The following is a 14924-nucleotide window of genomic DNA, read 5'->3' as shown; positions in this document are numbered from 1 at the left end:
CATCGCCTGTTCGACCTTGCGCTCAGCCTTGGTATTGACCTTGCCGATCAGCCCGATCAGCAGATCACCAACGCGTCGGTGATCCCGGCGGTCCGGCTCCACGCCGGTGCGGCCAGCAGCGTCAGCCGCACCGGCTCCCGATTGGCAGCGAAATCGGAGGGGGGCGAGGCCATTGCTCTGGCCCGCCATGAGGCCCCCAGCCGCTCGGAGAACCCGCCGAACAGATCCGCCGGCAACCCGATCGCCTTGGCCCGCCGCAGCTTGACGATCTCCTCCAGCAACGTCTCCACCCCCAGCCGCCCCGGATCGGACTTCAACTCTGCCAAGAACCCGTCCGCGCCCTTGGCCGGCTCCAGCAGAGCCGCGGTCGACTCGGCCGACAACCGGGCCGTCACCTGCTCGCAGAACGACCGCTCGAACCGGGCCCGGCACGAACGCACGATCTGCTCGATCCTGCCCGGCGGCTCGATCCGCAATTGCGGCACCGCCCCGACAGCGCCGCCCGCACACCCTCATCGGGCATTGATCGAACGGCGGTCGTGTCACGATCCGGCGGCCGCCGAGTTCACCAGTCGCGAGTGGCGATCAACTTCTCCACATCAGCCTCTGGGTAGCCATATACCGACGCCACGAAACCGAAGTCTTCGGCGATCAGCTCTCGGGCAACGGTCTCGATCTCACTGTCGGCGGCGTAGAACTCTTCCGCGAGCGCGTTGAACTCCTCCGTCGCGGCCTGCGTGAGCGTGTACAAGGCCGCCAGGTCCGACGGTCGCTCGGCCTCGATCCGCTCGCACAGTCCCAGCAAGATCGCCTTCCCCTTGTCGACGAGATGATCGGGGAAGTACCCGTCGTCGTACATGCCCTTCAGGAAGGCGTGACCGGCCACCTGCCGGTTCGTGAGCGCCACCGTGAACTCCTTCTTCTTCCCGACCGGTCTCCGATTGTGCACGGCACCACTGACATAACAGGGCTCGGCGGCTTCAACTCCGGGCTCGACCTCACCCATCCGGGCACGTCTCCTACAGCATTCGCCAGAACGTCGTCTCGTGAAGCGGCGCCTTGACTGCGAACAGACCGGTGATCCGCGCTTGTGACAGTGGGCGCGGCCCGTTCCAGCGTGACGGGCCTGGCAGGTGCGGCGTCAAGGCTTGTGCGGTGGGAACAACCTCACGGGATCGACCAGGCTACGGTTAGGATGCACGGTGTCCACGCGCACGACCAGCACGGTCTTGCTCCAGGTGACCCGGAGCAGGGCCACAGGAAGCGTCGCACTGCCGCCTCTCGACACCTCCAAGGGGCGAAGGCGGCGGCGGGGGTAGCCGTGCCGGACTGCCGCATCAATAGCTCGTTCCATGAGTTCTTCGTCGGTCAGCGGGTCCGGAAGCGATCGGCGTCGGCGGCGCGCCAGCCAGCGGAAGGTGGCGACGACTCCAGCGTCGGAGCGGTTGCCGATGACTCCGCCGAGGATCGCGGCGTTCACGTACATGACCGCGTCGAAGACGGTGTCCCAGGGGATGCCGGGAAAGCCGGGGAAGCCGCTCTGGGGGGCGGATTGGCCCGGATGATGGTGCGGGGGAGAGAACTGAGCCTCAGGCGGTGTGACGGGCAGCCCCTCATGAGGGAAGAGCGGCGGCGGGGCGGGCCACGGCCAAGGCGATGGCGGACTCGGCGAATTAGCGTCTGGTGGAGCCGGCTGGTTCTCCACCTCGGGTCCGGTGACCTCGTTGTCCTGCCCGGACGCCGCCTGAGCCATCATCTTGTCGAGGTTGGCGGCACGCTCGTCTTTGCTGCGCTCCTTGTGCGCGGGGGTGCTCTCTTCCGAGGGCGGTTCTTCGGGCTGAGGGTCCCGGGGGGCGGTCATGATCGGCCTCTCGTGGGCTCCAGGCGAATCTCAATCATGCTCAGGGAGGGCGCTCGGAGGGGATCACCTCCGATAAGGCATTGCCGGAAATCAATCCCCGTAGTCGGGAGGACGTGCCGTCCCGCTTCGCCCGAGTACGCGCTCACAAGTCGGCCAGATAGCCGAGGCGCCAGCGCGAGCGGGTTTCGGTCGGGTCCTCGGTAGTGAACAGGTCGCGCCCCGCGACCGGTTGCGGCCAAGGCGCCTGGCGTTCACCGTCACGGGACGCGCCGTACGCCGCCTCGACGTGCTGTGTTCACACATGCTGATCACGGTCACGGCATGCGACGCTTCCTTCTTGCTCGGCGCACCGCCGTGGTCTTGGCGCTCAATGCCGTCCTGGGGGCCGCCCTGGCCCTGTTCTCCAGCCCTGCACAGGCTGCCCCCGTCTACTGGACGTTCCAGAACCTGGCGTCCTTCAACTGCCTGACCGGCGGGACCTCCGGTGCCGCCTGGCTGACGACCTGTACAGGCAGCACCAACCAGCAGTGGGACTGGATCGGCACCAGCAACAACATGCTGAAGAACCGGGCGACCGGCCGCTGCCTGACAACCGACAACAAGACCGCGAGCAACGCGACCTGGACCAGCACGTGCGTGAACAACGCCTATGGCCAGGTCTTCCACTACACCGGTGGGACGCTGTACAGCGCGGCGTACTACACCTACCTGCGGGCCGAGATCGGCGACGACGGTGTCCGTGCCGATCGTACGGGTGACCTCACCAGCCCGCTCTTCGAGTGGATCGGAACGCACAACTGAGCCCTACCGGCTCGGCCCCTCAAGGGCCGGGCCGTTCGCTCGTCCAGCCTTGACCAGATCCAGCACCTTGCGGCGAAACTCCGGGGGATGGCTCCTGGGCATCCTGTGATTCTCCGTGTTGTCGAAGGCACGAGGATTCCGACAACGCGCCGCCACCGAACTCGGGATGCACCAGCCTGCCAGGTTGTCGCGATGGTCATGGGGGGAGCCAAGGTAGTACCGATCGGGGCCGCTGACCGCTCTGCTCGTTCTGGGCGCGAAGAGGCTGCCCATGCCCAGCCCGCACCGGCGTCCATCGCTGATCCCGGCGATGAGTTCGGGACGTCCACCGGATCTATTCAGGTGGACGATTCGAAACGCTGGAGAGCTGATGGACAACGTACGAACCTACGCGGTGACCGCGGCGACCGGGCATGTCGGTGGATATGCGGCGCACGAGCTTCTTCGGGCCGGCCACCGCGGCCGCGTGATGGGCCGCGACCGTGAGCGTCTGAAGGAACTGGAGGCGGCCGGCGCCGATGTCTTCGTCGGTGATCTGGCCGACCGGGGCTACGTGGAGGACGCCTTCGCCGACGCCGACGGTGCCCTGCTGATCGTTCCGCCGCATCCCGCCGCACCGGACTTTCCCCGCTACCAGCGCAGGATCGCCGGGGTCTACGCCTCGGCCGCCGCGCAGGCCGGCCTGCGGCATGCGGCGTTCATCAGCACGCAGGGGGCCGACGACGACCGTGTGGGCGGACTGATCGCCGGGCACGCGACCATCGAGTCCATCCTCAACCAGGTGGCCGGCCTCAATTTGGTGCATGTCCAGCCGCCGAGCTTCTTCGAGATCCTGTACTACTTCCTGGGACCAATGAGGGAAAGCGGCGTTCTCAGCTCGCCCCTGGGCACCGACGTCACCCTCCGCTTGGTCAGCGCACGCGATGTCGCGGCCGTCGCCGTAGGTCTTCTCAAAGATCTGCACTTTCGTGGAGTCAGCACCGCACCGGTCCATCCCGTCCGCCCCATCACGATGAGGGAGATCGCCGGGCTGATCGGCGAGCACCTCGGCAGTCCCGTGGGGGTGGCGCAGGTATCCGCCGAAGCCGACATCGCGGACCTCATGGCTGCCGGCACCGGACGCAGCTTCGCGACACTGCTCAACCAGACCTGGGCCATCGCCACCGCGATGGGGACCGAACCGCCGGACGAGTTCCCGCCCGCGGCCCCGGCGGCGTACCGCATCGAGGACTTCATCCGCGACGAGCTGGTGCCGGCCATCCGCTCGTCGCGGCCGATCTCTGACTACTCGACCGCGACGCGCCCCCGGCGCGCCGCCTGAGAACGATCCGCATCCGTGCACCGGCCGTAACGGACCGATGAGTTCCGGCCGGTCGCCGGATCAGTAACACCGGCGAACACGTCAGGAGAGCCCGTGAGCAGAACCGTGGTCGTGAAGTACCAGGTGAACGAGGCCGCCGCAGAGGCCAACCAGGAGCTGGTCGAGCGGGTGTTCGAGCAGCTCGCCGCAGAAGAGCCGGGCGGGCTGCGGTACGCCACGCTACGGCTGGCCGACGGCGTGACGTTCGTCCACATCGCCGTAATCGAGGGAGAGGACGACCCCCTGCCCCGGCTGAGCGCGTTCAGGCGGTTCCAGGAAGAACTCGAGGACCGCGCCGCCGACGGACCGGGACGCAGTGCCGCGACCCTGGTCGGCGCCTACCGCTTCCTCAGTCCGTGAGCGATGCCCTCAGCGGTGACCGGGTTCAGCGCAGGAATCGATAGTTGGAGAGGTTCATGACAGATCGCATGGCGGCCGCCGAGGTCGCGACGGCGTTCATCAAGGCGTTCGGGGCCGGTGACATGGTCACGGTCGCGGAATGTCTGGCCGATGACGTGGTGTTCGAGAGCCCGCGGGTGCGCGCCGAGGGCATCGACGCGGTGACGGCGGTGATCGGGGAGTTCACGCGGATCGTCGAAGGTGTGGACGTCATCGCGGCGCTGGGTGACGCCGGACAGGCGATGGTGATCTACAACATGAGGACCGTCCCGTTCGGAACGCTGCGCGTCGTCGATCACCTGGTGCTGCGGGACGGGAAGATCATCTCCGATGTGGTGGTCTTCGACACCTACGAGATCCGCAAGGCCCAGGAAACAGAGGAGGCGGCCGCCGGTTGAGCGCTTTCCAGACGCGGCGGCGGGATTTCCAGGTGGACAGCACGTCGGGGTGGCCAGCGCTCAGCGGCAAGGGTGCGGCCTGGCCTGGCCGTACCGAGGCCACGACGATCGGCCCAAGCGGACAGGAGTCGCCGTGACGCGGACAGTGAGGTCGGTTGAGGAGTTCACCCGCCTGACGGCTCCCTACCGCAACGATCTACTGAGCCTCTGCTACCGGATGGTCGGGTCGGCGCACGATGCGGAAGACCTCGTTCAAGAGACCTATCTGCGTGCCTGGCGCTCCTACGAGACGTTCAGCGGCCGGTCTTCGTTGCGAACGTGGCTGTACCGGATCGCGACCAACGCCTGCCTCCGCGCTGCCGAGCAGGCCGGGCGCCGCCCGCTGCCGTCCGGGCTCGGCGCACCCAGCGGCGACCCTGCGGCGCCGCCCGGACCGCGCCGGCTGGACCTGCCGTGGTTGCAGCCCTTCCCCACCCCCGTGTCCGACGAGACACGAGACCCCGCCGAGGTGATAGCCGATCGATCGACCTTGCGCCTTGCGCTGATCACCGCCCTGCAGGTGCTGCCGCCCAGACAGCGCGCGGTGCTCATCCTGCGCGATGTGCTGGCGTGGCGTGCCGCCGAGGTCGCCGAGCTGCTCGACACCACCGTCGCATCCGTCAACAGCCTCCTGCAACGCGCCAGAACGCGACTGGACGACCTCCCGCACTCCGGACTGAACGTCACCGAACCCACCGAAGACCGCAAGCGCGAGCTACTCCGGCGCTACATCGCCGCGTTCCAAACGTCCGACATCGACCTGCTGACGCAGACGCTGGCACACGAGGCGACCTTCGAGATGCCGCCCATCCCCACCTGGTTCACCGGCCGGGACACCATCGCCAGGTTCCTGGCCCCTCGCCTGCCGGCCCCCGGCCGGATACGCACCGTCCGCGCTGACGCCAACGGACAACCCGCCGTCGCGCTCTACCACCGGCACCGGGACGGCGGCTTCCGCGCCCACGCACTCCACGTGCTCACCCTGTCACCTGCCGGCATCGACCGGATCGTCGCGTTCATGGACCCCGGCGTCTTCACGCTGTTCGATCTGGCACAGACGGCCCCCGAGATGGACCGGGAGGCGCGGCGGGTATCCCCGCAAGAGTGGAAATGACCTTCAGGAACGCCCGCATCACCGCCGACACCGATTCCGCGGCCGCCGTCGAACCTCGTGACGTATCGCCCCTGTCAGTGGCAGTGACCGGGCTCGGTCGCCGGGCCCGTGTCGGTGCCGCCCAAGTCATCGGAGATGCCGCGGTCGACACGTGGCCACTGCGCCGTGGGACGTCCACCCGGCCACTCCCACAGCGGCGGCCAGTCAGGGGCCCCGCCCAGGGTCCGCATGGCGCTTCCACGGCGCGGCCAGCCTGCCGGTGAGTCCTCCCAGTCCTCCTGGCGCCCGAACACCGTGAGGTCCATGAGCGCGTAACTGTTGTCCACGGCCTCGGCGCCGCGACGTTTGGTCCAGTACGTCTCGAAGACGCGATCGTCGTCGCGCAGGTAGCACACAAGGTGGAACAGGCCGAGCTCCCGGCCGGTAAGAAGGGAATCGAGGGACGGCTGGGCGGAGTACCACGGCATCGTCCAGCCCATGAAGGCGCGATAGCGCAGGGATTCCTCGTACGAGGTCTGCGCGTCCGCGAAGCCGTAGGCCGTGTTCCGTCCCTGGGAGAACACGGCGAAGGTGATGTCCCGGGAGTGCAGATAGGCCAGCTCGCCCACGTGGCTCATCACCCAGGTGCAGCCCTCGCACTGCTCAGCGGCCGGCCGACCGGGCCACCACATGAAGTAGTAGGCGATCAACTGGCGTCGTCCCTCGAACGCGTCCAGGAGCGTTGTCGGGCCGTCCGGCCCCAGCAGCGGGCTGTCCGCGGCCACCTCGACCATCGGGAGCCTGCGGCGGGCGGCGGCGATCGCGTCGCCTTCGCGGGTGTGGGCCTTCTCTCTCGCCCGCAGCTCCTCCAACTGCCGCTCGAAGGTCGCGCGGTCGACGACCGGCGGTCGTGCATTGCTCGGGTTCTCGGACATCGGCGGCTCCTAGGATCGCCTCGGCGTGGCCACGGGTCGCTTCCGGGCGACATCGTTCCCGGCCGGGGTCACCGTAGTGTGCGATCCGACCTGGCTCTACCGCTCCCGACCATGCCCACGACGCTGCTCCGCGTAACGATTGGCCGCCTCTGCTGCAACGTCTTCGACGGCTACCTCGGCTGATGGTCAGACCGCTCTGACGTTCACGGCACGGCCGCATTCGGTGATGGTGAGCCGCCGTGGGGGAGAGGTCCGCGCAACAGTTCGGCGCGACGCGCGGGCCACTGGTGATTGTGTCGCTGGTGCCGGGGCGGCATCCAACTGGTGGGCCAGACCGTTACCTGAGCTTGTGGTCCTGGTGTCATGCGTTTGCAACCGGCAGACCGGGCGCTCAGTAGCGTCGCCTATGTGGAGCCGTTCAGCCGGCTTCGCAGGCGCTGACCAGGACAATCGCTGCGGAGTCAGCACCGTTGACCGGGCTTTCGTGGCTACGGGAGAGCAGTTGCGGCCTCGAAAAGGGGCACCCGGTTCACTCCTCTGGCACGTTGACGCCCGAGGGCTGTGTCAAGGGGGTTGTCATGGCGTTGGTGGTCGGTGACGCGGGTGGGGGCCCGCTTTCCACGTCGGCACGGGGATGGGCGACATGATCTGGTCGTATCCGAGCGACGCGAGCCGACCGGGTGGGCCGCCACCGGGCCGGCGGACCGTGTTCGGCGAAGGCCCCTCCCTGTCGGCTCATGGGGACGGGCATGGCCCCTGAATCCCTCGACCTGGTGCTGTTCCCGCACTGCGATATGCACGTCGCGCTGTCCGGCACGCCGGCGCTCCGGGTGGCCGTCATGGACCGCTTGTTCGATCCCGACGTACCCGATCGCTACAGCCTCGAGGATGTCACCGCCGAGTGCACGTTCGAGTTCTTCGCGCCGCACAACGAGGTGGGCCATCGTCTCGACGGTCTGCCCAAGATCGAGCCGACGACCGGACTGGTGACCGCGGCGACTCCCGGCGTGTACCTGTTCCAGGCCCGCTGGGAGACGGCGTACATCGTCGGGCGCCTCCAGGTGCACAACCAGATCACGGCGTGGTGGTTCGGGAACGACTCCATCACCACGGCGCTGGACGCCGGAACCGCGACGCGTCCCGGCATCGCGCACGCGCAGCCGTCGATCTATGCGAAGTTCAGCGACGACGCCACCGGCGCCGACCGGATCGGGGACATCACGGGCCACCGGTACGTGACGCTGACTCCCGACGAGCCGGCGAAGCTCGCGATCACCCCGCAGGGCCGGCTACGCGGCCTCGCCGAGACGGCCGATCCCACCCATATCACGGGGTCCTTCCTCGGGAAGACGGCAAAACTGCCGGTGCGGGTGTTCGACTACACGAGGTCCCGCCCGGACCTATATCCCATCCAGACCCCGGATGTTCCGCACGCCGACGACATGCACAATGTCCTCTTTCTCTCGGAGGGTTTCCGGGACACCGACGAGGACCGCAAGCTCTTCGACGAGGTCGTCACGAAGACCGTGCGTGAGATGTTCGACAAGCCGAGGCATGAGCCGTACCCGATGCTGGAGGGCAGCTTCAACGTCTTCAAGGCGTTCATCCCCTCGCAAGAGCATCTGCTCACGTGCGGCTTCCGCGTGACGGACGCGGATCTCACCCAGGCGCGGCCTATTCCGTTCAACAGGAACGAGAACAGCCGGCCGGGGGTCTACACCTTGCAGGAGCTGGTCGCCCGGGTCGGCCTGCCGATGCACAACGAGAGCCGGTTCGATCTCGTGAACATCTGGAAGCGCCAGGGCTTGGAATTCGACGAATCCCTGATAACTCCCGGGCTCCTCTCTGAATGGAGGAGCCATGACGCGGTTGGAATCCTGCACGCGCGGGACACGGTGTTCGGACTGTATCTCGGCAGCCGCCCGGCCGATCGGCTGTCGGGTTCGTCCGCTCCAGTGCCCCGGCCGCCGACGGACTCGGAGCCGGCGTCCGACGAGCTGAAGAAATTCATCGCCCGGGTGTACGAGTTCTACGGCTTCCAGGTCACCCGGCGCCTCTCGCCGGACCCGCGGCGGCATCCGCCGGAACTGTTCGCGGAGACCGGGGCGAGCCCGGGCACATCGATCATGCGGTACCTCGGCGGCCTGAGGTATGCCTACGCGCCGTTCTCCGTGATCGGCAAGAACTGGGTGCCGGCGTCCAATCCCACGAAGCCCCAGCTCAGCTTGGGCTTGGTCGCGATAGTCGCCAACGACGACCTCAAAGGCGGGACCAACCTCGGCGGGCTCCTCGCGGTGCAGACGATGGACAGGAAGCTCACCCTCCCGATCGCGTATTCCGACCTGGTCGACAAGCGGGAGATGCGCCGCAACCCCCAGGGTGCGGTCCAGCCGGACCTCACCGACCTCGTCGACACGGTCACCCACGAGTTCGGGCACACCTTCAATCTGGGCGACGAGTACGAGTTCCAGGACGGCGACGGCGACTCCGCCGCACAGACCGCCGACCTCGTCCATGACAACCTGTCGGTACTCGGATTCCTGCGCGCCGCCCCGGAGCCCAGCAGGCTGATCGACCCGACCAAGCTCAAGTGGCTTCACCTGCCCCTGATGAGCCTGTCCGCGAAGCTCCTCGTCGAGTCGGTGAACGTAGAGGGCGGTATCAAGGTCGCGATCGACCCCCGCTACATCGGCAAGTGGGTCCAGGCGAAGAAGGACGGCGCCGAGGTCCGCCTGCGCAACTTCAAGCTCGGGAAAAACAGGCAGCTGCTTCCGCTGAGCCCGGACCCCAGCCAATTCCTGGTCGGACTGCACATAGGCGCTATAGACGAGTCGCTCGGCACGATCGTGCTCATCGACGCGACACCTCCGTTCCCGAAGTTCGACCGCGGCTCCGTGCTGTACGCCCCGCTCATGATCGGCGGGCAGGCGGTCGAGGTGGTGGACGAGAAGGTGCAGCAGTGGCTGGTGGCCAACAGAAGCCCGATGAACCGGGATCCCGACCATGTGCACGCCCGGGTAGAGGACGACAAGCCGATCGATATACCCGGGTTCTTCCCGCCCTGCGACTCCACCAAGACACTGGGGGTGTTCGAAGGGGCCAACGCATTCGCCGGTGGTTTCTACCGGCCCGCCGGTCGTTGCAGGATGCGCAACAGCGACAAGCAGCCGGCGTTCTGGTCCGGGATCTTCGAAGACGGCGGCGCGTTCTGTGACGTCTGCAAGTGGCTGATCGTCCACCGGGTCGACCCCAGCTACCACGCCGCTCTCAGCGCCACCATGCATCTCGGGACGCTCTGAATGGCCGGGCCGGGCATGTTCGAGAGGATCATGGCGGAGGTCGGGCAGGCGATGCTGCCCCTGCGCGACGCGCTGCGCTCGCCGGACGCCTTCACCGCGTTCACGCAGAAGATGGGGTGGCGGGTGGAGGCCGTCCCGCCGCCGCTGGCCGATCTCGGCGGCGAACTCGACACCCTCTACGACGCGCTGCGCGGGCTGCTCGGCGACGGCGGGCTCAATGTCGGCGGCGGGCTGTCCACCGGGGTCTCCGCCGACTTCTCCGCCGACAACGTGGCGCGGGCGCTGGGCGCGGTGCAGGGCGTCGTCAACGGGATCCGGGGGATCGCCGACGCGCCCGACTCGGCGTTCCCGCAGGCGCTGCTGGCGGACGGGTTCCGCGAGAAGTTCCCCGGTCAGCTCATCGACTTCTTGGTCATCACCTACCTGCAGCGCTTCCATCCGCCCGTAGCGTTCGCTCTGCGCAGCCTGGGCGTCGTTAAGGCGGGCTTCGCGCCGTCGGCGGGCGCACGCCCGCCGTACGTCCACCTCTCGCTGGATCTGGCCGACCTGCCCCGCCTGCTCGGCGATCCGCCGCAGGTGCTGAAGGACGCCTTCGGCTGGGGCGGGCCCGACTTCGACTTCACGGCGCTGGCGTCCCAGGTCGACAACCTGCTGTCGAGCATGGGGGTGGAGTTCTCCGTGCAGGCCCTGGCGTCCGCGATCGCGGGGGCGGTCCAGGGGACGCCGGTGGGCCCGGCCTCGCCGCCGGTCCCGGCGATCAAGGGTGTCGTCTTCGAGCGGATGCTCGCCCAGGACCAGCGGCTGGCCGCCGAGGTGCGGCTGGTGGAGCTGCCCGGCGCCGGCGGGGCACCGCCAGGACTGGCCCTGCTGCCGTACTTCGCGGGCAGCCTGGGCGTCGGCCTCCCGCTGACGCCGGACGTCACGCTCACCGTCCGGAGCGATCTGGACCTGCGGGGCGGGATCGCGCTGCGGGTCCGGCCCGGACGGCCGATCGAGACCGTCGTCGGCTTCGACGGCGGGACGCCGAGCAGCAAGAACGGCTCGATCGAGGCGGTCGTCGAGCGCGGGAACGCCGACGTCCCGCCGAAGCTGATCGTCGGCAGCGCCGACGGCACGAGGCTGCAGTTCCGGAAGATCGGCGCGGCCGGCGGAGTGCGCCCGGACGGCGACGGCGTGGACGTCTACGCCGAGTTCGAACTCACCGGGCTGGAGTTCGTCTTCTCCCCGGGCGGCGCCGACGGGTTCATCGCGACGATCCTGCCGGACGCCGGGTTCACCGTCGGCGCCGACCTCACGGTCGGCATATCGCACAGCAACGGGTTCTACTTCCGCGGAACGTCGAACCTCGAGCTGCAGGTGCCCACCCACATCGATCTGGGCCCGGTGGAGATCCAGTCGCTGACGATCTCCGCCTCGCCGGACGGTGACGGCGTGCCGATCGGGCTCGGGGCGGCGTTCAAGGCCGAGCTCGGCCCGATCCAGGCCGTGGTGGAGCAGATCGGCCTGACCGCGAACCTGGCGGCCAGGCCGGACCACGACGGCAATCTCGGCCCGCTCGACGTCTCGCTGGCGTTCAAGTCGCCGAAGGGCGTCGGGCTGAAGCTCGACGCCGGGATCGTGGCCGGTGGCGGCTACCTGTACTTCGATCCGGACCGGGGCGAGTACGCCGGGGCGCTGGAGCTGGAGTTCGCCGGGTTCATCGAGGTCAAGGCGATCGGGCTGATCACCACCCGGATGCCGGACGGCACCGAGGGGTTCTCGCTGCTGATCGTCCTGACCGCCGAGTTCGGCGGTGGCGGGATCCAGCTCGGGTTCGGGTTCACCCTGCTCGGCGTCGGCGGGATCCTCGGGTTGAACCGCAGGATGGACTTCAAGGCGCTCGCCGAGGGCGTGGCCAGCGGGTCCATCGAGTCGGTGATGTTCCCGCGGGACGTGATCGCGAACGCCCCGCGGATCATCAGCGACCTGCGCAAGTTCTTCCCGCCGCAGGACGGCCGGTTCCTCGTCGGGCCGATGGCGAAGATCGGCTGGGGGACGCCGACGCTGGTCAGCGTGTCGCTCGGGGTGATCGTGGAGATCCCGCCGGGCAACATCGCCATCCTCGGCGTGCTCAAGTGCGTCCTGCCCGGCGAGGACGTGCCGCTGCTGGTGCTGCAGGTCAACTTCATCGGTGCGTTCGAGGTCGACAAGTCGCGGCTGTGGTTCTTCGCGCGGCTGGTCGACTCCCGCGTCCTGACCATCACCATCGACGGCGGTATGGGACTGCTCGTCTACATGGGCGACAACCCGGACTTCGTGCTCTCGGTCGGCGGGTTCCACCCGTCCTTCAAGCCGCCGCCGCTGCCGTTCCCGGTGCCGCCGCGGGTGTCGATGGACATCCTGAACGCGCCGGGCCGGCTGATCCGGGTGTCCGGCTACTTCGCGGTCACCAGCAACACGGTGCAGTTCGGCGCGAAGGCCGAGCTGCGGCTGGGCTTCGACGACTTCGGCCTGGAAGGGCACCTCGCCTTCGACGCGCTGTTCCGGTTCTCGCCGTTCGCGTTCCTCATCCAGATCTCCGCCGGCGTCTCGCTGAAAGCGTTCGGGGTCGGCCTGTTCAGCATCGACCTGCGGTTCCAGCTGGAGGGCCCGGCGCCGTGGCGGGCGCACGGCCGCGGCTCGATCTCCCTGCTGTTCTTCGAGATCTCCGCGGACTTCGACATCTCCTGGGGGGAGGAGCGCAACACCACCGTGCCCCCGGTCGAGGTGCTGGCACTGCTGGAGTCCGAGGTCCGCAAGGCCGAGGGCTGGCGGACCCGGCTGCCGGCGGGCGGCACCAACCCGCTGGTCACGCTGCGGCAGCTGCCCCCGGGCGACGAGCTGGTCCTGCACCCGCTGGGCACGTTGTTCATCCATCAGCGGGCCATCCCGCTCGAGGTCCGGATCGACCGGGTGGGCGCGCAGCGGCCGAGCGACGGCAAACGGTTCAGCGTGGCGCCGGTGCCGGGCAGCGGCCTGGTACGGGTGTCGGCCACCGACGACCGGTTCGCCATGGCCCAGTTCCAGGACATGGACGACGCCGCGAAGCTGTCCCGCGCGGCGTACGAGAAGCAGGACGCCGGCCTGGAGCTGACCGCCGACAAGGGCGCGATCGCGTCCCCGCGGGTGGTCCGGCGCAGCGCGCGGTACGAGCTGCACATCATCGACAACAAGCCGCCGACGACGACGGCGCGTGAGGCCCGGCGCGCGGTCTCGCTGGCGGGCGGGGCGCGGACGCGGCGCCCCGCGAGGCTCTACAGCCCGCATCCGGCGGTGTTCGGCCGGCTGCTGGAGGGCAGCAGCACCGCCCGTTCACCGCTCTCGCAGCGGGAGGCCCGGCTGCGGCAGCCGTTCGCACCGGACGAGACCGTGCAGGTCACCGGCGACCGCTTCGTGGTCGCGTACCGGCGGAACAACCTCCAGGCGTTCCCGCCCGCGGCGGCGGGCCTCACCACGTCGAGTTTCCGCAGCGAGGCGACGGCGGCCGACGCCCTGGCCGACTGGGTCCGCGCGGACCCGGGCCTGGCCGGGCGGCTGCATGTCCTGCGCCAGGCCGAGGCCGGCGGTGCCGTGGCGGCCCGGCCGGGGACCTGGTCGGTCGCGAGCCCGCCGCCGTTCACCGTCTCGGGTACCGACGCGGTACGCCTGACCGGCGGCAAGGTCCTCATCGCGGGCGGCGCGGACGCCGCCGGGAAGCCGGTGGCCACCGCCGCGGTGTACGACCCCGTCGCGGCGACCTGGGCCGAGGGGACGCGGCCCCTCAAGACGGCCCGGTGGCGGCACACGACGACGAGGCTCGCGGACGGCCGGGTCGTGGCCGCCGGCGGGCTCGGCGCCGACGCCGCGCCGCTGACCTCGGCCGAGGTGTTCGAGCCGGTCGCCGGAACATGGACGACCCCGACGACCCCGGCGACCCCGCAGGGCGCCCTGAAGACCGCCAGATCGGGGCACTCCGCGACCGTGATCGGCGGGTCGCTGCTGGTCGCGGGCGGTACCGGGTCCCGGGGCGCCGCGCTGGCGTCGGCCGAGCTGCTCGACCCCGGCACGCTGACGTGGACCGAGACAGCGCCGATGGACTGCGCCCGTACAGGACATCAGGCCGTGCTGATCGACGTCGGCGGGGCGGACAGGGTGCTCGTCATCGGCGGCGCGCTGCCGACCGGCGATGGGGAGCGCGCGGTCGCGTTCTGCGAGCTCTACGACCCCGCGACGCGGACCTGGACACCGACCGGCAGCCTGCACACGCCGCGGAAGGGCCACCAGGCGACGGTGCTGGCGGACGGCCGGGTGCTGGTCACCGGCGGCGACGCCGTCCCCGCCATGCCGTACCGCGTGGACAGCCTGGCCACGGCCGAGCTGTACGACCCGAACACCGGGACCTGGTCGCGGGCCGGGGACCTGCCCGGCGGCGGCCGGAGCGGGCACCGGAGCGTCCGGACGCCCACCGGTGCGGTCGTGCTCGGCGGGACGGGCCGGCCGCGTGCCACCGCCGGCTACCGCGGCGCCGCGGTCTTCGACGCCGGCTCCGGCACCTGGACGGCCACCGGCGCGCTGGACGTCGGCCGCTACGACTTCGCCGCCGTCGACCTGGCCGACGGCCGCGTGCTCGCGGTGGGCGGCCTGGCGCTGGCCGGTGCGGCCGCGCCCGGCCCCGATCCGGCGGAGCTCGCCGCCACCGCCGAGATCTACCTGCCATGACCTACCACGAACGTTCGCCGGAG

The 14924-nt window shown here is 69.4% G+C and carries 11 protein-coding genes; 7 read left to right on the top strand and 4 right to left on the bottom strand.

The genetic code is table 11. From position 1 onward, the window contains the following. Nucleotides 1–56 precede the first annotated feature (56 nt). The 3 genes from AB0881_RS11055 to AB0881_RS11045 all read right to left on the bottom strand — a co-directional run bounded on the left by AB0881_RS11055 (nt 57) and on the right by AB0881_RS11045 (nt 1861). A complete protein-coding gene (locus AB0881_RS11055) occupies nt 57–476 on the bottom strand; it encodes a hypothetical protein (RefSeq protein ID WP_366616137.1) in 420 nt (139 codons plus the stop codon). Between the two features lie 89 nt (nt 477–565). Beyond that, nucleotides 566–1006: a DUF5713 family protein gene (locus AB0881_RS11050; protein WP_366616135.1), complete on the bottom strand. Its 441-nt coding sequence runs from the start codon at nt 1004–1006 to the stop codon at nt 566–568. Between the two features lie 135 nt (nt 1007–1141). Beyond that, nucleotides 1142–1861: a hypothetical protein gene (locus AB0881_RS11045; protein ID WP_366616134.1), complete on the bottom strand. Its 720-nt coding sequence runs from the start codon at nt 1859–1861 to the stop codon at nt 1142–1144. Between the two features lie 360 nt (nt 1862–2221). On the opposite strand from AB0881_RS11045, the gene AB0881_RS11040 reads away from it, so the two are divergent. The 5 genes from AB0881_RS11040 to AB0881_RS11020 all read left to right on the top strand — a co-directional run bounded on the left by AB0881_RS11040 (nt 2222) and on the right by AB0881_RS11020 (nt 5972). Further along, nucleotides 2222–2662, top strand: coding sequence for a ricin-type beta-trefoil lectin domain protein (locus AB0881_RS11040; protein ID WP_366616132.1), 441 nt, complete (start codon nt 2222–2224; stop codon nt 2660–2662). 370 nt (nt 2663–3032) lie between these two features. Beyond that, entirely contained in the window at nt 3033–3983 is a 951-nt protein-coding gene (locus AB0881_RS11035) for an NAD(P)H-binding protein (RefSeq protein WP_366616130.1), read from the top strand. A 93-nt stretch (nt 3984–4076) separates the two neighbouring features. Then, nucleotides 4077–4382 carry a hypothetical protein gene (locus AB0881_RS11030; RefSeq protein ID WP_366616128.1) on the top strand — a complete coding sequence of 102 codons (306 nt, stop codon included), beginning with the start codon at nt 4077–4079 and terminating at the stop codon, nt 4380–4382. A 56-nt stretch (nt 4383–4438) separates the two neighbouring features. Further along, nucleotides 4439–4819, top strand: a complete 381-nt coding sequence (locus AB0881_RS11025; RefSeq protein ID WP_366616127.1) for a nuclear transport factor 2 family protein — start codon at nt 4439–4441, stop codon at nt 4817–4819. A gap of 133 nt (nt 4820–4952) precedes the next feature. Then, entirely contained in the window at nt 4953–5972 is a 1020-nt protein-coding gene (locus tag AB0881_RS11020; RefSeq protein WP_366616126.1) for a sigma-70 family RNA polymerase sigma factor, read from the top strand. A gap of 74 nt (nt 5973–6046) precedes the next feature. Here AB0881_RS11020 and AB0881_RS11015 read toward each other — a convergent pair whose 3' ends face one another. Continuing rightward, nucleotides 6047–6886, bottom strand: coding sequence for a DUF899 family protein (locus AB0881_RS11015; protein ID WP_366616124.1), 840 nt, complete (start codon nt 6884–6886; stop codon nt 6047–6049). Nucleotides 6887–7635: 749 nt separating this feature from the next. Between AB0881_RS11015 and AB0881_RS11010 the strand changes: the two genes are divergently transcribed. Together AB0881_RS11010 and AB0881_RS11005 are read left to right on the top strand one after the other, a co-directional pair. After that, entirely contained in the window at nt 7636–10185 is a 2550-nt protein-coding gene (locus AB0881_RS11010) for a M64 family metallopeptidase (protein ID WP_366616123.1), read from the top strand. 15 nt (nt 10186–10200) lie between these two features. Continuing rightward, nucleotides 10201–14901 (top strand): DUF6603 domain-containing protein, encoded by a 4701-nt coding sequence (locus tag AB0881_RS11005; protein ID WP_366616121.1) that lies wholly within the window; start codon nt 10201–10203, stop codon nt 14899–14901. The last annotated feature ends 23 nt before the right edge of the window (nt 14902–14924 follow it).

It is taken from the genome of Spirillospora sp. NPDC029432 (assembly GCF_040703975.1).
Taxonomy (GTDB): Bacteria; Actinomycetota; Actinomycetes; order Streptosporangiales; family Streptosporangiaceae; genus Spirillospora.
This window is presented reverse-complemented; position numbering and strand designations above follow the sequence as displayed.